Annotated in this window: 20 protein-coding genes and 1 riboswitch; of the genes, 15 read left to right on the top strand and 5 right to left on the bottom strand. The window is 71.9% G+C overall.

The window, feature by feature from the left end; translation table 11 throughout:
* Positions 1 to 67 precede the first annotated feature (67 nt).
* A complete protein-coding gene (locus tag J2S58_RS07720) occupies positions 68 to 1,300 on the top strand; it encodes an FAD-dependent monooxygenase (protein ID WP_205255892.1) in 1,233 nt (410 codons plus the stop codon).
* A gap of 38 nt (positions 1,301 to 1,338) precedes the next feature.
* Here J2S58_RS07720 and J2S58_RS07715 read toward each other — a convergent pair whose 3' ends face one another.
* From J2S58_RS07715 to J2S58_RS07695, 5 genes are all read right to left on the bottom strand, one after another.
* Entirely contained in the window at positions 1,339 to 2,199 is an 861-nt protein-coding gene (locus J2S58_RS07715) for a carbohydrate ABC transporter permease (RefSeq protein WP_306827558.1), read from the bottom strand.
* 44 nt (positions 2,200 to 2,243) lie between these two features.
* A complete protein-coding gene (locus tag J2S58_RS07710) occupies positions 2,244 to 3,218 on the bottom strand; it encodes a carbohydrate ABC transporter permease (protein WP_370881863.1) in 975 nt (324 codons plus the stop codon).
* 38 nt (positions 3,219 to 3,256) lie between these two features.
* Complete coding sequence (locus J2S58_RS07705; RefSeq protein WP_205255893.1) at positions 3,257 to 4,597, bottom strand: ABC transporter substrate-binding protein; 1,341 nt, start codon at positions 4,595 to 4,597, stop codon at positions 3,257 to 3,259.
* A gap of 23 nt (positions 4,598 to 4,620) precedes the next feature.
* A riboswitch (SAM riboswitch) is annotated at positions 4,621 to 4,731 on the bottom strand.
* 107 nt (positions 4,732 to 4,838) lie between these two features.
* Positions 4,839 to 5,630: a putative protein N(5)-glutamine methyltransferase gene (locus J2S58_RS07700; protein ID WP_205255894.1), complete on the bottom strand. Its 792-nt coding sequence runs from the start codon at positions 5,628 to 5,630 to the stop codon at positions 4,839 to 4,841.
* Positions 5,631 to 5,700: 70 nt separating this feature from the next.
* Positions 5,701 to 6,774, bottom strand: coding sequence for an alkene reductase (locus J2S58_RS07695; protein ID WP_205255895.1), 1,074 nt, complete (start codon positions 6,772 to 6,774; stop codon positions 5,701 to 5,703).
* A 168-nt stretch (positions 6,775 to 6,942) separates the two neighbouring features.
* Here J2S58_RS07695 and J2S58_RS07690 point away from each other — a divergent pair, with 168 nt between their 5' ends.
* The 14 genes from J2S58_RS07690 (at position 6,943) to nuoK (ending at position 21,605) form a co-directional block, all read left to right on the top strand.
* Entirely contained in the window at positions 6,943 to 7,458 is a 516-nt protein-coding gene (locus J2S58_RS07690) for a DUF3592 domain-containing protein (protein WP_205255896.1), read from the top strand.
* Positions 7,459 to 7,614: 156 nt separating this feature from the next.
* Positions 7,615 to 8,301 (top strand): demethylmenaquinone methyltransferase, encoded by a 687-nt coding sequence (locus J2S58_RS07685; protein WP_205255897.1) that lies wholly within the window; start codon positions 7,615 to 7,617, stop codon positions 8,299 to 8,301.
* 198 nt (positions 8,302 to 8,499) lie between these two features.
* A complete protein-coding gene (locus J2S58_RS07680; RefSeq protein WP_205255898.1) occupies positions 8,500 to 9,834 on the top strand; it encodes a geranylgeranyl reductase family protein in 1,335 nt (444 codons plus the stop codon).
* A gap of 32 nt (positions 9,835 to 9,866) precedes the next feature.
* The gene (locus J2S58_RS07675; RefSeq protein WP_205255899.1) at positions 9,867 to 10,235 is read left to right on the top strand and encodes an NADH-quinone oxidoreductase subunit A; all 369 of its coding nucleotides are present in this window, start codon (positions 9,867 to 9,869) and stop codon (positions 10,233 to 10,235) included.
* A gap of 81 nt (positions 10,236 to 10,316) precedes the next feature.
* Complete coding sequence (locus J2S58_RS07670; protein ID WP_205255900.1) at positions 10,317 to 10,895, top strand: NuoB/complex I 20 kDa subunit family protein; 579 nt, start codon at positions 10,317 to 10,319, stop codon at positions 10,893 to 10,895.
* Between the two features lie 95 nt (positions 10,896 to 10,990).
* The gene (locus J2S58_RS07665; RefSeq protein ID WP_370881862.1) at positions 10,991 to 11,773 is read left to right on the top strand and encodes an NADH-quinone oxidoreductase subunit C; all 783 of its coding nucleotides are present in this window, start codon (positions 10,991 to 10,993) and stop codon (positions 11,771 to 11,773) included.
* A complete protein-coding gene (locus tag J2S58_RS07660; RefSeq protein ID WP_205255902.1) occupies positions 11,770 to 13,230 on the top strand; it encodes an NADH-quinone oxidoreductase subunit D in 1,461 nt (486 codons plus the stop codon). The genes J2S58_RS07665 and J2S58_RS07660 overlap by 4 nt, the downstream gene beginning before the upstream one ends.
* Before the next feature lie 73 nt (positions 13,231 to 13,303).
* Positions 13,304 to 14,044 (top strand): NADH-quinone oxidoreductase subunit NuoE, encoded by a 741-nt coding sequence (gene nuoE, locus J2S58_RS07655; protein WP_205255903.1) that lies wholly within the window; start codon positions 13,304 to 13,306, stop codon positions 14,042 to 14,044.
* A gap of 262 nt (positions 14,045 to 14,306) precedes the next feature.
* Positions 14,307 to 15,590 (top strand): NADH-quinone oxidoreductase subunit NuoF, encoded by a 1,284-nt coding sequence (nuoF, locus tag J2S58_RS07650; protein WP_205256075.1) that lies wholly within the window; start codon positions 14,307 to 14,309, stop codon positions 15,588 to 15,590.
* Positions 15,590 to 18,265 carry an NADH-quinone oxidoreductase subunit G gene (locus J2S58_RS07645; protein ID WP_205255904.1) on the top strand — a complete coding sequence of 892 codons (2,676 nt, stop codon included), beginning with the start codon at positions 15,590 to 15,592 and terminating at the stop codon, positions 18,263 to 18,265. Before nuoF ends, J2S58_RS07645 begins: the two co-directional genes overlap by 1 nt.
* Entirely contained in the window at positions 18,262 to 19,662 is a 1,401-nt protein-coding gene (gene nuoH / locus J2S58_RS07640; RefSeq protein ID WP_306827543.1) for an NADH-quinone oxidoreductase subunit NuoH, read from the top strand. The genes J2S58_RS07645 and nuoH overlap by 4 nt, the downstream gene beginning before the upstream one ends.
* Complete coding sequence (nuoI, locus tag J2S58_RS07635; protein WP_240188474.1) at positions 19,649 to 20,284, top strand: NADH-quinone oxidoreductase subunit NuoI; 636 nt, start codon at positions 19,649 to 19,651, stop codon at positions 20,282 to 20,284. The genes nuoH and nuoI overlap by 14 nt, the downstream gene beginning before the upstream one ends.
* The gene (locus J2S58_RS07630) at positions 20,281 to 21,312 is read left to right on the top strand and encodes an NADH-quinone oxidoreductase subunit J (RefSeq protein WP_205255905.1); all 1,032 of its coding nucleotides are present in this window, start codon (positions 20,281 to 20,283) and stop codon (positions 21,310 to 21,312) included. The genes nuoI and J2S58_RS07630 overlap by 4 nt, the downstream gene beginning before the upstream one ends.
* Positions 21,309 to 21,605, top strand: coding sequence for an NADH-quinone oxidoreductase subunit NuoK (gene nuoK, locus J2S58_RS07625; protein ID WP_205255906.1), 297 nt, complete (start codon positions 21,309 to 21,311; stop codon positions 21,603 to 21,605). Before J2S58_RS07630 ends, nuoK begins: the two co-directional genes overlap by 4 nt.
* Position 21,606 lies beyond the last annotated feature (1 nt).

The raw sequence follows: 21,606 nt of genomic DNA, 5'->3' as shown, positions 1-21,606 counted from the left end.
TAGGTTAACTGGAGACCCACCCCGGAACCACCCGGGGTGAGTGCGTCCGCCTGCCGAGGAGCCCGCCGTGCCCCGTCCGTCCGTCCTCATCTCCGGTGCCAGCGTCACCGGGACGACCCTGGCCCACTGGCTCGGTCGGTACGGCTTCGCCACCACGGTGGTCGAACGCTTCGACCAGCTGCGGGAGGAGGGGCATAACGTCGATGTCCGCGGCGCCGGCCGCGAGGTGCTCCGCCGGATGGGCCTCGAGGACGCCGCCCTGGCCGAGAACACCGGCGAGACCGGCACCGTGTTCGTCGACGACGACGGCGCGCCCATCGCCTCCTTCGCCGCGTCCACCGACGACACCACGGGCGCGACGGCCGAACTCGAGATCCTGCGGGGCCGCCTCGCCGGGTTGATCCACGACACCACCACGGCTGACACCGAGTACCTGTTCGGCGACCGGATCGCCGATCTGCAGGACACGGCCGACGGGGTCGAGGTCACCTTCGCCTCCGGCGCCACCCGGCGCTTCGACCTGGTGCTGGTGGCCGAGGGGGTCAACTCCCGCACCCGCCGGTTCGTGTCGGGCGCTCCGGCGCGGCGGTACCTGGGCATGTACTGCGCGTACCTGACGATCCCGCGGACCGCCGAGGACGACGACACCTGGCGCTGGTACAACGCTCTCGGCGGTCGCAGTGTCAACCTCCGGCCGGACAACGTGGGCACCACCCGGGCGTTGCTCAACTTCCTGTCCGACACCCGCGGCATCGACCAGCTCGATCGCGACGGCCAGGTCACCATCCTGCGGCGGGTGTTCGCCGATGCCGGGTGGGCCGCGCCGCGGGTGCTGGCCGCCCTGGACGACGCACCGTTCTACTTCGAGGACCTGGCCCAGGTCCACCTCGACCGATGGAGCCGCGGCCGGGTCGCCCTCGCCGGCGACGCCGCGCACTGCGCCTCCCCGGTCAGCGGCATGGGCACCACCCTCGGAGTGACCGGCGCCTACGTGCTCGCCACCGAGATCGCCCGCGCCACCCGGGGTGACACCGTCGACCACCGCGCGGCCTTCGACCGCTACGAGGAGATCCTGCGGCCGTACGTGGCCAAGGCGCAGAAGCTGCCGCCGGGGGTGCCCGGCGTCGCCAACCCGCGCACCCGCCGGGGGCGCGCGCTGTTCCGGACGGCTCTGCGCGTCGCGGCCAGTGCACCGGCCCGCAAGATCGGCAGCCTGGGCGGGCGGTACTTCACCCCGCCCGCCGACGACTTCGTCCTGCCGGACGTCGTCACCGGCCGGCTCGCGTCGGCGGCCGGCTGACCGCTCCGCCGCCGGCTGACCGCTGAGCCGCCGGAGGATCAGCCGGTCGACCCCGTGCTCTGCACGCCCTGCACGATGAACCGCTGCAGGCCCAGGAACACCAGCAGCATGGGCAGGATGGAGAACAGCGCGGCGACGAACAGCTGGGACAGGTTGACCGTCTGCGCGGTGAGGAAGGTCGACACCGCGACCTGCACCGTCCAGGAGTCGGAGTCCTGCGCGATGACCAGCGGCCAGAGGAACGCGTTCCAGCTGCCGATGAAGGTGATGGTGCCGATCGCGGCGATGAACGCCGCGGAGTTGGGGACCACGATGCGGCGGAACACCCCGAAGTAGCCCAGGCCGTCGACCCGACCGGCGTCCTCCAGGTCCTGCGGGAAGTTCAGGAACCACTGGCGGAACAGGAATGTCGCCAGCGCCTGGAACAGGCCGGGGATGATCAGCCCCTGCAGGTCGGACACCCAGCCCAGGGTGGAGACCAGCACGAAGGTCGGCACGAAGGTGACCGCGGCCGGGATGAGCAGGGTGGCCAGGATGAGCCCGAAGACGACATTGGCGTACCGGTAGGGGATCCGGGCCAGCCCGTACCCGGCCAACGCCGACACCACCAGCGTGCCCAGGGTCTGCACGGTGGAGATGACCAGCGAGTTGACCATGCTGCGCAGCATGGGCACCGCCGGGTCGGCGAAGAGGGTGGAGATGTTCTCGAAGTGCAGCGTGGTCGGGAAGAAGGTCCACCCCGGCGCGGTGATGTCGCGGTTGGTCGACAGGCCGTTGCGCACCAGCAGGTAGAACGGCACGAGGAACAGCACGGCACCCGCGGACAGGGTGATCAGGCGCAGGGCCGCGCCGACCCGCTCGGCCCGGCCGCGCGGGCCCGCCCCGGGGTGTCGCGGCACCCGGGTCGCGGTCGGAGCCGGTGCGCTCGCGGGCAGGGGCGTGCTCACTGGTCCCCCCGCCGACCGAAGCCGAGGAACTTGGCCTGCAGCACGGTGACCACGGCGATGAGGGCGGCCAGGATGACCGCCCCCGCGCTGCCGTGCCCGAAGTCCTGCTGGTTGCCCAGCGCGATGTAGTACAGGTAGACCAGCGGCGGCCGGGCGTAGGGCGGATACCCGCCGCCGCCCGAGGCGCCGGCGTTCGCCAGCAGGTTGTAGAACTCGTCGAACGCCTGGAACGCGTTGATGAGCAGCAGCACCAGGATGGCCACCGAGGTGGCCCGCAACTGCGGGAAGGTGATGTACCGGAACGTCTGCCAGCCCGGTTTCGCACCGTCGACCGCGGCCGCCTCGTACAGCACGGGCGGGATCCGCTGCAGCCCGGCCAGGAAGAGGATCATGAAGAACCCGACCTGCAGCCACAGCCGCAGGGAGACGATGACCAGCCAGTACCAGGGAGGTTGGGTCACCGAGAGCCAGGCCACCGGCTCGATGCCCACGGCGCGCATCAGCGTGTTGGCCAGGCCGAAGCGCACTCCGTTGAAGATGGAGAGCTTCCAGATCAGCGCCCCCACGACGTAGGAGCACGCGGTGGGCAGGAAGTACACCGAGCGGAAGAAGGTGCGCAGCACTCCGACCCGGTTCAGCATCAGCGCGAGGCCCAGCGACACCGCCAAGGTCAGCGGCACGATGAACGCGGCGAAGACCACGAACGTCCCGAGGCTGGACAGGAACGCCGGGTCGGTCAGCATGTCCCGGTAGTTGTCCAGCCCCACGAACACGGTGGGGGTCACCGTGTTCCGCGCCTCGTAGAAGCTGAGCCAGATGCTCCAGCCCATCGGGACGTAGACGAACACCAGCAGGCCGAGGAAGAACGGGCCCACGAAGGCCCAGAACCACAGCGTGCGGTTCTGATCGCCGGCCAGGCGACGCCGCAGGCCCGGTCGCGCCGCCGCCCGGGGCTCCGGCGCCGCGGTCACCGCGGAGGCCGTGGTCGGTGCCGGCCCGCCGGGCAGGGTCACCCGGCGACCCGGTCGAGTTCGGCCTGGACCGTCTGGGCGACGGTCGCCATCTCCGCGGCCGGATCGGAGCCGTCCTTGATGATCCGGGTGACGGCATCGCTCAGGGCGGTGCCGCTGGCCGGGGTCCACAGCAGCGGGGTCTGGGCATGACCGTTCTGCTCGACCAGGGTGACCGCGTCGGCGGCCGGGCCGCTCTTGAGGCCCTCGGCCTGGTCGGCCAGGCTGGTGCGGGCCGGGATGTGGAAGCCGTAGCTCTGCGCCCAGTCGATCTGGTCCTCGGTCCGGTCCACCCAGAGGTACTTCACGAAGGCCTTGGCCGCGTCCGGGTTCGTCGACTTCGCGCTGACCGCCGACCCGTAGGCGCCGATCGGCACCGAACCGGCGCCCACGGTCGCGCTGTAGGCGGGCCAGGGCAGCACCCCGAAATCGTCACCCAGGCCCTCCTGCAGTGCCGGAAGGGTCCACAGCCCGGTCCACTGCATGGCGGTGAGCCCGTCGACGAGGGCGGACGGATCGGACCAGTCGGCGGGGGCGCCGAGCAGCAGCGAGCCGCTGGTGAACAGGCCGTGCAACCGGCCCAGGGCCTCGGCGACCAGTGGGTCGGTGAACCCGATCTGGTTGTCCGCGGTCAGGTAGTCCGCGCCGACCGACCACATCACCGGCCCGGGCAGTACCCCGGCGCCACCGTCGTTCCCGACGAACAGGCCCTTGACGTCGGCGGTGGTCAGTGCGGCCGCGGCCGCCTCGAGCTCGTCGAAGGTCGTGGGCGGCTGCAGCCCGGCCGCCTCCAGCAGGCTCTTGCGGTAGACCAGCAACTGCATGTCGATCACCTGCGGGACCCCGTACAGCTTGCCCTGCCAGGTCATCCGCTCGATGAGCGACGGGGTGAAGTCGCCCGCCGCGTCGCCGAGGATGCCGGTCAGCTCGACGACCTGACCGCTCTGGATCTGGTCGATGGACGGCCCGTTCCCCGCCTCGAAGACGTCCGGGCCGGAGTCGGTGAGCAGCGCCGCGGCGACCTTCTTGTCGTAGTCGCCGGGGGACCACTGCACCGACACGGTGGCATCGGGGTAGGCGGCGGCGTACCGCTCGACCGCCTGCTGCGTCCCGGCCTCGCCGTACTGGTGGTACCACTGCGACAGCGTGGGCTTCGTGGCCGCCCCCGTGCCCGATCCCGCGGCGGCGACGGTCGTGGCGCCCTCGCGCCCGGTGTTCGAGCCGCAGGCCGCGAGGAGGCCGGCGGCGGCGAGGCCGGACCCGGTCTGCAGGAACCGACGTCGGCTCCAGGACGAGTCCGTGGACGGGGGGGTTCGGATGGGGGCGTGGGGGAGGACCACGGGACACCTCCGGGGTGCGCGGAGCGATGTGCTTGTCCGGCGGTTGTCGGACCGGGTCGTCACCTGGAGCACCCCCACACGTCGAACGGGGTTGCCGCCCGGCAAACCAGGGTTTGACGCCGGGACTCATGACCGTTTCGGACGCTAGACCCGGTGTCGACGGGTCGCAACCCCGAGGCGGGCCGGCCGTCGACCGTCACACCCGCCTGATCCGTACCGGTCCGCCCCGGTGGGGCGGACCTCAGGACTGCAGCCGGGCTCGGGCGATCACCACGGTGGCGCCGATGTCATCGGATCGCCCCACGACTGCGGTCAGGCCCGCCGCCACGCAGGCCTGCACGGTGAGATCGGCCTGCCGGTCGCTGGTCTCGACGAGCAGATACCCCCCCGGGATCAGCCACCGGGGGGCCAGGGCGGCGACCCGGCGGTGCACGTCCACGCCGTCGGACCCGCCGTCCAGGGCGATCCGGGCCTCGTGATCCCGGGCCTCCGGCGGCATCGACGCGATCGCCCCGGTCGGCACGTAGGGGGCGTTCGCCACGATCACGTCGACCCGGCCGAGCAGGTCACGGGGCAGCGGGTCGTCGAGGTCACCGAGCAGTGCGGTACCGATCCCGGCGAGATTGCGTTCCGCGCAGGCGATCGCAGTCGGGTCCAGGTCGACGGCGAACAGGACGAGACTCTCGACCTGCCGGGCGATCCCGGCCGCGACGGCACCCGACCCGCAGCACAGATCGACCACCGCCGCACCCGGGCCCACGAGGGCGACGGCCCGCTCGACGAGGAACTCGGTGCGCCGGCGGGGGACGAAAACCCCGGCGGTGACGGCGATCCGCATCCCGCAGAAGGCGGTCCACCCCAGGATGCACTCCAGCGGTTCGCCGTCGACCCGGCGCGCCACCCACTCCGTCAGCTGCCCGTCCGAGGTCGCCTCCGCGACCAGCAGGGCGGCCTCGTCCTCGGCGAACACGCAGCCGGCCCGACGCAGGGTCGCGACGACAGCCGCGTCCACCTGCATCCCGTGATCGTCCATCACGTCCTCCTGTCGACCCCGCGGACGGGGTCGACAGGACGGTAGCCGCCGGAGGTCCGGGCGGGTGGGATCAGGCGGACAGGCGCGGGTAGTCGGTGTAGCCCTCGGCGCCGCCGCCGTAGAAGGTGTCCGGGTTCGGGTCGTTCTCCGGGTGGCCGCCGGCCCAGCGCTCGACGAGATCGGCGTTGGCGATGACCGGACGGCCGACGGCGACCACGTCGGCCAGGTCGGAGTCGATGAGGTGGTGGGCCTCCTCGCGCGTGGTCATCTCGGCGAAGCCGGTGTTCATCATCACCGGGCCCCCGAAGCGGGTGGCCAGCTCGCGGACCAGCTCGGATGCCGGGTCCTTGTGCAGGATGCTCAGGTAGGCCAGGCCCAGCGGGGCCAGGCCGTCGACGAGCGCCCCGTAGGTCGCCGTGACATCGGCGGTGTCGGTCTCCGCGACGTCCTGGATGTTGTGCGCGGGGGACAGGCGGATCCCCACGCGTCCCGCGCCGATCTCGGCGGCCACCGCCGTGGTGACCTCCAGCACGAACCGGGCGCGCTCGGCGGGGCTGCCGCCGTACCCGTCGGTGCGCTGGTTGGACGCCGGGGACAGGAACTCGTGCAGCAGGTACCCGTTGGCACCGTGCACCTCCACCCCGTCGAGGCCGGCGTCCACCGCACGCCGGGCGGCGTCCACGAACTCCTGCTTGACGGTGTCGAGCTCGGCGGTGGTCAGGGCGTGCGGCACCGGGTACGGAGCCTTGCCGGCCGGGGTGTGCACCTCGCCGTCGATGGCGATCGCGCTCGGGGCCACGATGCGATCGGTCCCGGTGACGTCGGTGTGCGACACCCGTCCGGCACTCATCACCTGCATGACGACGACGCCGCCACGCTCGTGCACGGCGTCCGCCACGCGGGCCCACCCGGCGGCCTGCTCCGGCGTGACGATGCCGGGCTGGCCCGGATACCCCCGCGATTCCGCGCTGGGGTAGGTGCCCTCGGTGACGATCAGGCCGAGGCCGGCGCGCTGGGCGTAGTAGTCGGCGACGAGCTCGCCCGGGACGCCGTCCACGCTGGAGCGCATCCGGGTCAGGGGGGCCATCGCGACCTTGTTGCGCAGCTCCAGGGAGCCGAGGGTGACGGGGGAGAACAGATCCACGGGGACGTCCAAACGGAGAGGCGACAGGGGCTGGGGGATGGGCGCCCGCAGGGAGCGCCGGTCGTCGGTCACAGCGGTACGGCTCGTGGCGGTATTCCGGATCCGGACCGTGGTGGCGGCCACAGCTCGTGATCGCGGGGTCGGACGGGACCTTCCTAGACTGGACGGGTGTCGGCTCCGAGGACGTCCCCGCCCGCAGGTGCGGCGACCCCGGACGGTCCGCCCGGAGCGGATGCCGCGGCTCGGCCCCGGCGGGACCGACCCGTCCGCCCGGCCTGGTCGTGGGCCGCCCGGGTGGTCGCACTGCTCGGTGTCGCGGTCGTCGTGATGGTGGTGGCCCTGGGGGTCGGCATGCGCCTGGACGACGCGGCGATCGACCGGAACCCCGGGACGGCGACCGCCACGGTGCTGTCGGTCTCGCCGTTGCGCACCGGGATCGAGTTCGTCGAGGGTGGCGGGCTGACCGTGCGGCCCACCACGGGTGTCCTGTACCCGGGGCTCCTCTCCGTCGGGCAGCAGTTCCTCGTCGAGTACTCCACCCAGGATCCGACCGTGGTCCGGGTGGCCGGGCGGACCGCTGCCGTCGGCACGCTGCCCCTGGTGTTCACGCTCCTGGGCACGGTGGCCGTCGCCGGCCCGACCGTCTGGCTGTTCCGCCGGCGGTCCGGGCGCCCGCTCTGGTGACCCTCTGCTCCGTCACGGCCTGCTCCGTCACGGCGGCCGGCTGGGTGCCCGTCCTGCCGCCGCCGCCGCCGGCGCTCAGCCGCACGTTCCGCTCGGGCCGGCCCGTGTTCCGGCCTGGGTAGGCTGACCGGGCACGATCGGCGCAGGGGAGTGGTCATGGGTAGGGCGGGTCTGGAGAAGCAGCCGCAGCAGGTTGCCGCGATGTTCGACGCGGTGGCGGAGCGGTACGACCGCACCAACACCCTGCTGTCGTTCGGGCAGGACCGGCGCTGGCGGCGGTTGAGCGTGCGGGCGCTGGGCCTGACCCCCGGCCAGCGGGTGCTCGACGTGGCGGCGGGTACGGCGGTGTCCACGCAGGCCCTCACCCAGACCGGCGCCTGGTGCGTGGCCAGCGACTTCTCGCTCGGCATGTTGCGCGCCTCCCGGCACCTGCAGATCCCCCGGGTGGCCGGTGACGCCCTGCGACTCCCGTTCGCCGACGGGGCGTTCGACGCGGTGACGATCTCCTTCGGCCTGCGCAACGTGGTGGACGTGCCGGCGGCGTTGGCCGAGTTCGCCCGGGTCACCCGGCCCGGTGGGCAACTCCTGGTCTGCGAGTTCTCCCACGCCCGCCCGGCCCCGGTGGCCGCGGTCTACCGCTGGTACCTGCACCACGTCCTGCCGCGGCTGGCCCGTCGGGTCTCCTCCAACGCCGAGGCCTACCTGTACCTGCAGGAGACCATCGACGCCTGGCCGGACCAGGCCGGCCTGGCCCGGTTGATGACCACGGCCGGCTGGGGCGAGGTCGCCTGGCGGAACCTCACGTTCGGGGTCGTCGCCCTGCACCACGCCGTCCGCAGCTGATCCGGCCACGGTCCGCGGGGGCCGTTCACCCGATCGTCACCACGCCCGGGACCCCTACCGGGTGGCACCGTCGGTCCCGCGTCCTACACTGGGCGAGCACCACTTCGTGAACGGTTTCACAAGCTCGTTCACGGAGCCCGACACGGGGGATGGCCGCCGCCACATCCCTCTCGCCAGCGGGCGGTGCGAGAGGACGAGATGACCGTGCACCAGCTCCACCCCTCGGACACCACCGCCGACGTGATCGTCGTCGGTGCCGGTCCCGCGGGCTCCACGGTGGCCACGTACCTGGCCCGCAGCGGCGTCGACGTCCTGCTGCTGGAGAAGTCGGTGTTCCCGCGCGAGAAGGTCTGCGGCGACGGCATCACCCCGCGCGGCGTGAAGCAGGTGCTGGCCCTGGGCATCGACGTCTCCGGCCCGGACTGGATGAAGAACAAGGGCCTGCGGGTCGTCGGTGCCGGTCGCTCGGTCGAGCTCGACTGGCCCACCCTGCAGGACTATCCCGATTTCGGGCTGGTCCGCACCCGTCGCGACTTCGACGGCATGCTCGCCGAACTGGCCGTCAAGGCCGGCGCCCGGTTGCACACCGGCACCACCGTCTCCGGCCCGATCCGGGACGAGGCCACCGGCCGCATCACCGGGGTCACCGCCACCGTCCGGGACGCCGACGAGGTGGCCGACAACGCCGGCCGGTCCGGCAAGGGCGCCAAGCGGGAGATGACCTTCCACGCCCCGCTGGTCATCGCGGCCGACGGGGTGTCCGCCCGGGTCGCCCTGGGCATGGGCATCGCCAAGCGCGACGACCGTCCGCTCGGGGTGGCCGTCCGGCGCTACTACACCAGCCCTCGCACGCACGACGACTACCTGGAATCGCACCTGGAGCTCTGGGACCGCAGCAACGCGCGGTCGCCGAAGCTCCTGCCGGGTTACGGCTGGATCTTCGGCCTGGGCGACGGCACGGTCAACGTCGGGCTGGGCATGCTGAACTCCTCGTCGGCGTTCGGCAAGACCGACTACCGCGCCCTGCTGAAGACCTGGCTCGACGGCACCCCGGAGGAGTGGGGGCTGCGCGAGGAGAACGCCATCGGCGGCATCGGGGGAGCCGCACTGCCGATGGGCTTCAACCGCACCCCGCACTACGCCGACGGACTGCTGCTCATCGGTGATTCCGGTGGGGCGGTCAATCCGTTCAACGGCGAGGGCATCGCCTACGCGATGGAGTCCGCCGCCCTGGCCGCTGATTCGGTGCTCCAGGCGCTCGGCCGGCCGGAGGGGATCAGCCGCGAGGCGGCCCTGCACGGTTACGCCACCGCGATGACCGATCACCTGGGTTCCTACTACCGGTTGGGCGGGGTGTTCTCCACCCTGATCGGCCACCCGAAGATCATGCAGGCCGCCACCCGGCTCGGCCTGCCCCGCAAACACCTCATGTACCTGGTCCTCAAGCTGCTCGCGGGTCTGTACGACAACCGCGACGGTGACTGGGCCGACCGTGTCGTCCGTGGATTGACCAAGATCGCACCCACCGTGTAGTTCCCGCGCTCTTCCCAGCGAAGGGGAGTTCGATGACGAGCTCTTATTTGCCGATCCTGATCCTGCTCGTCGTGGCGGGCGGATTCGCCGTGACCTCGGCGACGTTCGTGACGGACGCGCTGGGACCGCGCCGGTTCAACCGCGCCAAGCTGGACGCCTACGAGTGCGGGATCCAGCCGACCCCGCTGCCGGTGGGCAGCGCGGGGCGTTTCCCCGTCAAGTTCTATCTGACGGCCATGCTCTTCATCGTCTTCGACGTGGAGATCATCTTCCTGTACCCGTGGGCGCAGTCCGCGATCCCGCTGGGTGTCTTCGGTCTTGTCGAGATCGGCCTGTTCATGATCACCGTCGGCGCCGTCTACGTGTACGTGTGGCGCCGCGGCGGACTGGACTGGGACTGATGACCCCGCCGCCCGTCCGTCCCGGTCCTGCCGGCGGCCCGCCCCCGAACCTCCCCGCGCGTCCGAGAAAGGCGGCCCGGCATGGGTCTTGAGGAGAAGCTGCCCAGTGGTGTGTTGCTGACGAGCGTGGAGAAGTTGGTGAACTGGACGCGCAAGGCGTCGCTGTTCCCCGCCACGTTCGGCCTCGCGTGCTGCGCCATCGAGATGATGACGACCGGAGCCCCCCGGTACGACCTGGGTCGGTTCGGCATGGAGGTGTTCCGCGCCTCGCCGCGGCAGGCCGACCTGATGATCGTGGCCGGCCGGGTCAGCCAGAAGATGGCGCCGGTGCTCCGGCAGATCTACGACCAGATGGCCGAACCGAAATGGGTGCTGGCCATGGGGGTCTGTGCGTCCTCCGGCGGCATGTTCAACAACTACGCGATCGTCCAGGGTGTCGATCACATCGTCCCGGTGGACATGTACCTCCCGGGCTGCCCGCCGCGGCCGGAGATGCTCATCGACGCCATCCTCAAGCTGCACGCCAAGATCTTGGACGAGCCGCTCGGGCCGGTTCGGGCCGGCGAGCTCGCCGGAGAGCGCACCGATCTCGTGGCCTCCTCCGTGCGGTACGGCAAGGGGCGCGAGCTGCCCGTCGGCGCCCCGGGATGGCACGCGTGACGCCCGCGGACGGGCCCGCCGACGGGGTACCGGCCGTCCCGGCCCCGGGCGGTGCCCCCGGGCAGACGACGAGCGCCGCGGGCGGGTACAGCTCGGTGGACAGCCCGGGTGAGTCGCCCGCCGGGACCACCGACGACGCCAGCGCCGGACCGGAAGGCAGTCGCGGCGCGGACGGGACCGCCCTGTCGCAGCAGGGTTTCGCGCAGGCCTCGCCGCCCGTCACCGGCTCGGGGGTGGAACGGCACGGAATGTTCGGGACGCACGGTGGAGGTGACACCTCCGGCTACGGCGGCCTGGTGCAGGAGCCCTACTCCCCGGTGCCCGCCGAACGACCGTTCGGCGGCTGGTTCGACGAGGTGTCCGACGCACTGGCCGCGGCGATGGCCGACCGCGGCATCCCGGCCCGGGCGCTCCGGCAGACCACCGTCGCCCACGGCGAGATCACCTACTACGTGGAGCGCGACCACCTCAACGGACTGCTGTGGACGTTCCGGGACGACCCCGCCCTGCGGTTCGAGATGTGTTCCTCCCTCTCCGGTGTCGACTACGGACCGGGCGCCCGCGAGCGGCTGCACGTGGTCTACGAGCTGACCTCGATGACCTATCGGCGGCGGGTCCGTCTCGAGGTGGCGGTCTCGTCGGACGATCCGCACGTGCCCAGCGCGGTCGAGATCTACCCGACCGCCGACTGGCACGAACGCGAGGCCTGGGACATGTTCGGGATCGTGTTCTCCGGGCATCCGGCACTGACCCGCATCCTCATGCCCGACGACTGGGACGGTCACCCGCAACGCAAGGACTACCCGCTCGGCGGCATCCCGGTCGAGTACAAGGGTGCCGAGATCCCGCCCCCCGACCAGCGGAGGAGATACGGATGAGCCCGACCCGTTCCACCGGGCGGCACGCCGCCCCGACCGTCGACCCCGCTGCCGGCTCCCGGCCCGACGGGGATCCGGACCCCGCCGACGCGGCTGACACCGTGGGGGACCCGGCCGCGCGCCGCGCGCGGGAACGCCGCACCACCGAGGGTCGGATGTTCACCGTCACCGGCGGCGACTGGGACGACATGGTGGCGGGCCTGGGTTCCCGCGAGGACCAGGACGACATCGGCAGCGACGCCCACGAGCGGTTGATCATCAACATGGGCCCGCAGCACCCGTCCACCCACGGCGTGCTGCGGCTCATCCTGGAACTCGAGGGCGAGACGGTGGTGCAGGCCCGGTCGGTGATCGGCTACCTGCACACCGGCATCGAGAAGTCCTGCGAGTACCGCACCTGGACCCAGGGCGTCACCTTCGTGACCCGCGCCGACTACCTCTCGCCCGCCTTCAACGAGACGGCCTACTGCATGGCCGTGGAGAAGCTGCTGGACATCGAGGTACCGCGCCGGGCCCAGGTCATCCGGGTGCTGCTCATGGAGCTGACCCGGATCTCGTCGCACCTGGTCGCGCTGGCCACCGGCGGCATGGAGCTGGGCGCGCTCACCGGTATGACGGCCGGCTTCCGGGAACGGGAGGAGGCCCTGCACCTGATGGAGTTCCTCACCGGGCTGCGGATGAACATGGCGTTCGTCCGGCCCGGCGGGGTGGCCCAGGAGATCCCGGAGGGGTCGGCCGAGCGGATCACCGCCTTCATCCAGGTCATGGAGTCCCGACTGCCGGAGTACGACAAACTGCTGACCGGCCAACCGATCTGGAAGGCCCGGATGCAGGGCGTCGGGATCCTCCCGCTCGAGGGGTGCATGCAGCTGGGCATCACCGGGCCCATCCTGCGGTCGGCCGGCCTGCCCTGGGATCTGCGCAGGGTGACGCCGTACTGCGGGTACGAGGAGTACGACTTCGAGGTGCCCACGGCGACCGAGGCGGACTGCTACGCCCGCTTCCGGTTGCGGATCGCCGAGATGCACGAATCGCTCAAGATCATGAAGCAGGTCGTGGGACGGCTCGCCGAACCGGGCCCGGTCATGGTGCAGGACGCCAAGGTGGCCTGGCCGGCGCAGTTGTCGGTCGGCGCCGACGGCATGGGCAACTCGTTGGACTACATCCGTCGCATCATGGGCCAGTCGATGGAGTCTTTGATCCACCACTTCAAGCTGGTCACCGAGGGGTTCGCCGTGCCCGCCGGGCAGGCGTACGTGGCGATCGAGAACCCCCGCGGGGAGCTGGGCTGCCACGTGGTCTCCGACGGCGGCACCCGTCCCTTCCGTGTGCACCTGCGGGACCCCGGGTTCGTCAACCTGCAGGCCATGCCGGCCATGGCCGAGGGATCGCTGATCGCCGACGTCGTCGCCGCGGTCGCATCGATCGACCCGGTCATGGGAGGGGTGGACAGGTGACGGCCATGGTGAGGGTCCCGGTCCCGCTCGCGGTGACGGTCCGGTCGGCAGGCGCTCCGAGCGAGGGGATGGCATGAGCACACGCATCGGGGTCCCGGAGTTCGTCGACACCGGGTGGGTGTTCTCCCCGGCCACCCATGCCGAGGCGACGGAGATCATCGGCCGGTACCCACAGTCGCGATCGGCCCTGCTGCCCCTGCTGCACCTGGTGCAGTCGGTGGAGGGGTTCGTGTCGCGGCCCGGGATCGCCTTCTGCGCGCGGGTCCTCGACCTGACCGAGGCCGAAGTGGCTGCGGTGGCGACGTTCTACACGATGTACAAGCGTTCACCCTGCGGTCAGCACCTGGTCAGCGTGTGCACCAACGCGCTGTGCGCGGCACTGGGCGGTGACGCCATCTACGCGACGGTGTCCGCGCACCTGGGGGTCGGGCACGAGGAGACGGCGGGGGAGCCCGGCACGCCGGGGTCCATCACCCTGGAGCACGCCGAGTGCCTGGCCGCCTGCGACATGGCCCCGGTCCTGCAGGTCAACTACGAGTACTACGACAACCAGACCCCCGACGCCGCCCTGGATCTCGTCCTCGCCCTGCAGGCCGGGGTGAAGCCGCCGCCCACCCGGGGGGCCCCGCTGACGGACTTCCGGTCCGTCGAGCGGGAGATCGCCGGTGTGTACGACGATCTCGCTGCCCGGGTGGAGGGGCCGTCCGCCGCGCCGAGCACCCTGCGCGGCGTCACCCTCGCCGAGCACACCGATCAGCGGGCTCCGGCGATGCCGGATACCGTCACCTTCCCCGACCTCCCGCCGAAGAAGTGAGGTGGCTCCGATGACCGAAGCCGAACCGGGGCCCCGGGCCGTTCCCCCGCCGACCGCCACCACGGCCGCTGCCGGCCGTCCGCTGTCCGACGCGCTCGACGCCGCGACCACCGACCGCCCGCTGGGCCCGGGGTCGGCGTCGTCCCCGGGGACGGGTGAGCCGCCGTCGCCCCCGCCCGCCGGGATCGTGCCGGCCGTCGCCCCCACCGGGGCCCCGGCCGTCGCCCACTGGCCCACCCCGGAGGCGGACGACGCGGCTTCGATGACGCCGGTGCTCACCCGGCGCTGGGCCGCCCCGAGGTCCTGGTCGATCGAGAGCTACGAATCCCTCGGCGGTTACGCGGCCCTGCGCTCGGCGCTGACCGTGGCGCCGGGGCGGATCACCGAGCTGGTCAAGCAGTCCGGCCTGCGCGGCCGCGGCGGCGCCGGCTTCCCCACCGGACTCAAGTGGTCGTTCCTGCCGCCGGCCGACGGTGGGCCCCGCTACCTCGTCATCAACGCCGACGAAGGAGAACCGGGGACCTGCAAGGACATCCCGACGATGATGGCCGACCCGCACTCGCTGATCGAGGGCGCGATCATCACCTGCTACGCGATCGGGTCGTCCTTCTGCGCGATCTACATCCGCGGGGAGGCGGTGCACTGCCTGCGCCGGGTGACCCACGCGGTGGCCCAGGCCCGGGCAGCCGGGTACCTCGGTTCCGACATCCTCGGCAGTGGTTTCGACCTGGAGATCGTGGTGCACGCCGGCGCCGGGGCGTACATCTGCGGGGAGGAGACGGCGCTGCTGGACTCCCTGGAGGGCCGCCGCGGCCAGCCGAGGCTGAAGCCGCCGTTCCCGGCCGTGGCCGGTCTCTACGCGCGGCCGACCGTGGTGAACAACGTGGAGACGATCGCGTCGGTCCCGGCAATCGTCAGCGGCGGGTCGGACTGGTACCGCTCGATGGGGACCGAGAAGTCGCCCGGCTCGAAGATCTACTCGCTGTCCGGTCACGTCACCCGGCCCGGGCAGTACGAGGCTCCCATGGGCACCACCCTGCGGCAGCTGCTGGTCGCCGCGGGCGGCATGCTCGGCGGGATCCCGCTGAAGTTCTTCACCCCCGGCGGCTCGTCCACGCCCATCTTCACCCCGGCCCAGCTCGACGTCCCGCTGTCCTTCGACGACGTCGCTGCGGCCGGGTCGATGCTCGGCACTACGGCCCTGATGTGCTTCAACGAGACGGTGTCCGTGCCGTGGGCCGTCTGGAAATGGCTGGAGTTCTACAAGCACGAGTCGTGCGGCAAGTGCACCCCCTGCCGGGAGGGCACCGGCTGGCTGGTGCAGATCCTGCGCCGGGTCGTCTCCGGTCACGGGACCCTGGAGGACCTGGACACGATGGCCGACGCGGCGTCCAACATCGCCGGTCGCTCGTTCTGCGCCCTCGGTGATGCGGCGGCCACCCCGATCCTCTCGTCCTTCAAGCACTTCCGGCACGAGTTCGAGGATCTGGTCACCGGGCGCACCGCGCCCGTCGTCCAGGTCGCCCAGCTGGCGGGGGCCCACTGATGACCCAGGTCGCGACACCGCCGGCCGGGACCGGCGAGCCCGAACCCGCCCCGCCGGGGCACGTCCGGCTGACCATCGACGGGCACAGCGTGATCGCCCCCAAGGGCGAGCTGGTCATCCGGGCCGCCGAGCGCCTCGGCATCGCCATCCCGCGCTTCTGCGACCACCCGCTCCTCGAACCGGTGGGCGCCTGCCGCCAGTGCCTGGTCGAGGTCGAGATGGGCGGCCGGCCCATGCCCAAGCCGCAGGCGTCGTGCACCCAGACCGTCGCCGACGGGATGGTCGTCAGGACCCAGCTGAGCAGCCCGGTGGCGGAGAAGGCGCAGCGCTCCAACCTGGAGTTCCTGCTGCTGAACCATCCGCTGGACTGCCCGATCTGCGACAAGGGCGGGGAGTGCCCGCTGCAGAACCAGACCCTGGCGGGCGGCGACGCCCATTCCCGCATGCACGAGCCCAAGCGGGTCTTCACCAAACCCATCGCGGTGTCCAGCGAGATCCTGCTCGACCGGGAACGCTGTGTGCTCTGCCAGCGCTGCACCAGGTTCTCCGACCAGATCGCCGGTGACCGGTTCATCGACCTGCTGGAACGCGGCTCCGCCCAACAGATCGGCGTGGCCTCGACCACGCAGGCGCCGTTCCACTCCTACTTCTCCGGCAACACCATCCAGATCTGCCCGGTGGGCGCACTGACCTCGGCGGCCTACCGGTTCCGGTCCCGCCCGTTCGACCTGGTGTCCACCCCGACCGTGTGCGAGCACTGCGCCGACGGCTGTGCCCTGCGCACCGACCACCGTTCCGGGGCCGTCACCCGCCGGCTGGCCTCGCCCGACGTCGACGTGAACGAGGAGTGGAACTGCGACAAGGGTCGGTTCGCCTTCCCGTACGTGCGGCAGGACGACCGGTTGACCCAGCCGCTGGTCCGCGGCGCCGACGGCGTGCTGGCCCCGGCGTCGTGGACGGACGCGATGGCCGCGGCGGCCCGCGGACTGCTCACCGCCCGGGACGCCGGCGGGGTCGGGGTGATCACCGGTGGGCGGGTCACCGTCACCGACGCGTACGCCTACGCCAAGTTCGCCCGGGTCGCCCTGCGTACCAACGACATCGACTTCCGGGTGCGTCCCTCCTCCGCCGAGGAGGAGGGCTTCCTGGCCCGTCGCGTGGTCGGCACCTCACCCGCCTCCGGCGGGGTGACCCACACCGACCTCGAGCGGGCGGGCACCGTCCTGCTCGTCGCCCTCGAGCCCGAGGACGAGTCGCCGATCGTGTTCCTCCGGCTGCGCAAGGGGTCCCGGCACGGGCTGTCCGTGTGGTCGGTCGGCCCCCGGGCGAGCCGTGGGCTCCGCAAGACGAACGGCACCTGGATCCCGGCCGCACCGGGGGACGAACCCGCCGTCCTGGGTGACCTGGCTCGGGAACCCGAGCCCGACTCCCTCGGCGACCGGGCGGTCCTGGCCACGGCGCTGCGCGCCGACGGCGCCGTGGTGCTGGTGGGGGAGCGCGCCGCGCAGACCCCGGGACTGCTGTCCGCGGTGGAGGACCTGGTCGATGCCACCGGCGCCCGACTCGCCTGGATCCCCCGGCGGGCCGGTGACCGGGGCGCCCTGGAGACCGGCGCGTTCCCCACCCTGCTGCCCGGGGGGCGGCCGGTGGCCGACCCCGACGCGCGGGCCGAACTGGCCCGGGCCTGGGGAGTGGACATCCCCACCGGACCGGGCCGGGACGTCGTCGCCATGCTCGCGGCGATCGGCACCGCCGAGCGGGCCGAGGACGGTCTGCTGCTGGACGACACCGCGGACGAGACGCCGGACGACGGCACCGGTCTGTCCGGCCTGCTCGTCGGCGGGGTCGACCTGGGTGACCTGCCCGATCCGGCCGCCGCCCTCGCCGCGGTGGCAGCAGCGTCCTTCGTGGTGAGTCTGGAGATCCGCACCTCGGCCGTCACGGCACTGGCCGACGTGGTGTTCCCGGTGGCCGCACCGGCGGAGAAGGCCGGCGCGTTCCTGAACTGGGAGGGCCGCATGCGACCGTTCGCCGCGGCCCTGCCCGAGGCCGGGATGCTGGACGAGGGCCGCATCCTGGACACCCTCGGCGTCGAGATGGATGTCGACCTCTACACTCAGACCCCGGCGGCCGCCGCCGGTGAGCTCGGTCGACTCGGCCTGTGGTCCGGGCTGTCCCGGCCCGAGCACCACGCGCTGCCGCCCGGCGAGCATGCCCAGGAATCCGGCGCGGACGACGAGGGTGGCGTCCTGCACTGGCTGCGCCGGCACCTCGGCCTCCCCCACCACCCGGCCGCGGAGCCGGCCACCCCGGGCACCGTCCGGCTGGCGTCCTGGCGCGAACTGATCGACGGGGGGCGCGGTCTGGACGGCGAACCGTTCCTGGCCGGCACCGCCCGCCCGGCGCTGGCCCGGATCGCGCCGGAGACCGCGCGGGCCCTGGGCGTCCCGGTGGGGGCGGTCGGTGCGCCGCCCGGCGAGATCACCGTCCGGGGCCCGGACGGGCGGGTCACCCTGCCCGTCGAGATCACCACCGACATCGCCGAGGACACCGTCTGGGTCCCCGGGCGCCCGGGCGGGCGCAGTCTGTCCGCACTGACCGGCGCCCACGTCGGTGACCGGGTGCGGGTCGCGGCGGTGCGCGCCGACGCGCCCGGCCGAGAGGAGATGCGGTGAACCCCGGACTCGCCCCGGACGGCTCCGTCGCCCCGCTGCTGGCCGACGACCCGATCTGGCTGATGGCCCTGAAGGCGGTGGCCATCTTCGTCATGCTGCTGCTGCTCACGCTCTTCGCGATCTGGTTCGAGCGGAAGGTCGTCGGGCGCATGCAGCACCGGCCCGGCCCGAACTGGAACGGCCCCTGGGGCATGCTCCAGTCGCTCGCCGACGCCCTCAAGCTGATCTTCAAGGAGGGCATGATCCCGACCCGGGCCGACAAGGTCGTGTTCGTCGCCGCCCCGATCATGGCGGCCATCCCGGCCTTCCTGGTCTTCTCGATCATCCCGATCGGCGGGCCGGTGTCGATCTTCGGGGAGCAGACGGCGCTGCAGCTCACCGACCTGTCGGTCGGCGTGCTGGCGGCGTTCGCGCTGGCCTCCATCGGCGTCTACGGCATCGTGCTCGGCGGCTGGGCGTCCGGGTCGACCTACCCGCTGCTCGGCGGGCTCCGCTCGGCCGCGCAGATGATCTCCTACGAGATCGCCATGGGCCTGTCCTTCGTGGCCGTGTTCCTCTACTCCGGGACCCTGTCGACCTCGGCGATCGTCAACCAGCAGGAGGGCGGCTGGTACGTCTGGCTGCTGCCGGTGTCGTTCGTGGTCTACGTGATCTCGATGGTCGGCGAGACCAACCGGGCGCCGTTCGACCTGGCCGAGGCCGAGGGGGAGCTGGTCGGCGGGTTCAACACCGAGTACTCCTCGATGCGCTTCGGTCTCTTCTTCCTGGCCGAGTACATCAACCTGATCAACGTCTCGGCCATCGCCACCACCCTGTTCCTCGGCGGATGGCGCGCGCCGTGGCCGATCTCGGCCATCCCCGGGGTCAACGAGGGCTGGTTCACCCTGCTCTGGTTCTTCGCCAAGGTGCTGCTGTTCATGTTCTTCTTCGTCTGGATCCGCGGCAGCCTGCCGCGCATCCGGTACGACCAGTTCATGCACCTGGGCTGGAAGGTCATGGTGCCGGTCTCGCTGCTGTGGATCGCCCTGGTCGGCACCCTGCGGGTGCTCAACCGGACCACCGACCTCACCACCGTGGAGACGATGGCCTGGGTCGGCGGTCCCGTGGTGGTCGTGCTGCTGATCGCCCTGCTCTGGCCGCAGCGCCACCGCGACACCGACGAGATCGACGAGGTCGATCTCGACGACCCGGACGATCCCGACGGGCCGGACGAGGACCGGGACGGTCGGGGCGGATCCGACCGGCCGCCGGCGGTCGTCGGTCCCACCGGCGGCCGCTATCCGGTCCCGCCGCTGGATCTCGTCGTGCCCGTCCCACCCCGCCGTACCCCGACGCGCCCGCCGGTGCCGGCCGGGACCGCCCTCCACGAGAAGGCAGGCAGCGATGTCGTTTCTTGATCCGGTCAAGGGTTTCGGGGTCACCTTCTCCACCATGTTCAAGCCGGTGGTGACCGAGGACTACCCGAAGAACCCGGAGACCCCCGCCGCCCGCTACCACGGGCGCCATCAGCTCAACCGGCACCCGGACGGGCTGGAGAAGTGCGTGGGGTGCGAACTGTGCGCCTGGGCCTGCCCGGCCGACGCGATCTTCGTCGAGGGCGGCGACAACACCGAGACCGAGCGCTTCTCCCCGGGGGAGCGGTACGGGAAGAACTACCAGATCAACTACCTGCGCTGCATCGGCTGTGGGCTGTGCATCGAGGCGTGCCCGACCCGTTCGCTCACCATGACGAACGAGTACGAGCTGGCCGACGACGACCGGCAGCGACTCATCTACACCAAGGACATGCTGCTGGCGCCGCTGCTGCCCGGCATGGAGCAGCCGCCCCACCCGATGCGCCTCGGCGACGAGCACGACTACTACGTCAACGGGCCACAACTGCTGCGGGACCCGGAGTTCCGCCGCAGCCAGGAGCGGCTCACTGCCGACCGGGCGGCCACCGACCACGCCGCAGCGGGGCACGCTGACACAGCGGGCACCGCCGCCCGCGACGCCGACACCGCCGGGACCCCGCGGTGATCGGCGCCCTGCTCGCGGCTCCGGGCACCGATGCCGTGGTCGACGCGGTGGGATCGGGCGGTGAGCAGATCGCGTTCTGGGTCCTCGCTCCGCTGGCCCTGCTCGGCGCGGTCGGCATGGTCTTCGCCCGCGGCGCGGTGCACTCCGCGCTGTGGCTGGTGCTGACCATGCTGTGCCTGGGCTGCATGTACATCGCCCAGCAGGCCGAGTTCCTGGGCTTCGTGCAGATCATCGTCTACACCGGCGCGATCATGATGCTGTTCCTCTTCGTGCTCATGCTGACCGGGCGGGAGGCGGGCGACTCGGTCTTCGAGGTGTTGCGTCGGCAGCGGGTCATCGGCACGTGCGTCGGGATCGGCCTGGTCGGGCTGCTGGTCACCGGGTTCCTGCAGGCGATGGGTACCGGAACGGGGGCCGGGACGGCGACCGTCGGGCTGGACGCCGCGTTGGCCGACCGCGGACCGGTCGGTTCGATCGCCGCGCTGATCTTCACCGACTTCCTCTTCCCGTTCGAGCTGACCAGTGCGCTGCTCATCACCGCGGCCGTCGGCGCCATGGTGCTGACCCACGTCGAGAAGTCCGCGGTGGGCCGGAAGTCCCAGCGTCAGCGGGTGGCCGAGCGGATGCGCTCGGGTCGGATGTCGCCGCTCCCCGGGCCCGGCGTCTTCGCCACCTCGTCGTCGAACGCCACCCCCGCCCTGCTGCCCGACGGCTCCATCGCGCCCGAGTCGGTCTCGGGACTGGTCGACCAGACGGAGAGCCGTCGGGTGGCGCAGGCCTTCCGGGAAGGACGCTCGCTGACCGGGATCGAGTCGGTCGGCACCGCCCACCAGCGCCCGCCGGGCGGACCGCCGCCGGTCGCCCCGCGGCGGGCCCAGCTCGACGCCGGTCCGGCGCCCGACTCGCCCTTCGCCGACGCGGCCGGTCTCCCGCTCACCGCCTCCGTCCCCGGCAATCCGTCGGGCGCCACGCCTGATCGGCCGTCGGCGGCCGCGCCGGCCGGCCAGGACCGGGCGGAGCGCTCATGACGACCCAGTACCTGGTGCTCTCCGCCCTGCTCTTCGGCATCGGTGCCGTCGGGGTCCTGGTGCGGCGCAACGCCATCGTGGTGTTCATGTGCATCGAGCTGATGCTCAACGCCACCAACCTGAGCCTGGTCACCTTCTCCCGGATGCACGGCAATCTCGACGGGGTGGTGATGGCCTTCTTCGTCATGGTCGTGGCCGCCGCCGAGGTGGTGGTCGGGCTGGCCATCATCATGTCCATCTTCCGGAGCCGGCGGAGTGCCTCCGTCGACGACGCGAACCTCCTGAAGTTCTGAG

Origin of the sequence: Nakamurella flavida (genome assembly GCF_030811475.1) — a bacterium.
Lineage (GTDB): Bacteria > Actinomycetota > Actinomycetes > Mycobacteriales > Nakamurellaceae > Nakamurella > Nakamurella flavida.
This window is presented reverse-complemented; position numbering and strand designations above follow the sequence as displayed.

Excerpts from the sequence above, each read along its gene's own strand:
- J2S58_RS07700 (WP_205255894.1), bottom strand. The coding sequence starts at position 5,630 with ATGGACGATCACGGGATGCAGGTGGACGCGGCTGTCGTCGCGACCCTG.
- nuoE (WP_205255903.1), top strand. The coding sequence starts at position 13,304 with ATGAGCACACGCATCGGGGTCCCGGAGTTCGTCGACACCGGGTGGGTG.
- J2S58_RS07675 (WP_205255899.1), top strand. The coding sequence starts at position 9,867 with ATGACGAGCTCTTATTTGCCGATCCTGATCCTGCTCGTCGTGGCGGGC.
- nuoF (WP_205256075.1), top strand. The coding sequence starts at position 14,307 with ATGACGCCGGTGCTCACCCGGCGCTGGGCCGCCCCGAGGTCCTGGTCG.
- J2S58_RS07670 (WP_205255900.1), top strand. The coding sequence starts at position 10,317 with ATGGGTCTTGAGGAGAAGCTGCCCAGTGGTGTGTTGCTGACGAGCGTG.
- J2S58_RS07645 (WP_205255904.1), top strand. The coding sequence starts at position 15,590 with ATGACCCAGGTCGCGACACCGCCGGCCGGGACCGGCGAGCCCGAACCC.
- nuoI (WP_240188474.1), top strand. The coding sequence starts at position 19,649 with ATGTCGTTTCTTGATCCGGTCAAGGGTTTCGGGGTCACCTTCTCCACC.
- J2S58_RS07680 (WP_205255898.1), top strand. The coding sequence starts at position 8,500 with ATGACCGTGCACCAGCTCCACCCCTCGGACACCACCGCCGACGTGATC.
- nuoK (WP_205255906.1), top strand. The coding sequence starts at position 21,309 with ATGACGACCCAGTACCTGGTGCTCTCCGCCCTGCTCTTCGGCATCGGT.
- J2S58_RS07660 (WP_205255902.1), top strand. The coding sequence starts at position 11,770 with ATGAGCCCGACCCGTTCCACCGGGCGGCACGCCGCCCCGACCGTCGAC.
- J2S58_RS07685 (WP_205255897.1), top strand. The coding sequence starts at position 7,615 with ATGGGTAGGGCGGGTCTGGAGAAGCAGCCGCAGCAGGTTGCCGCGATG.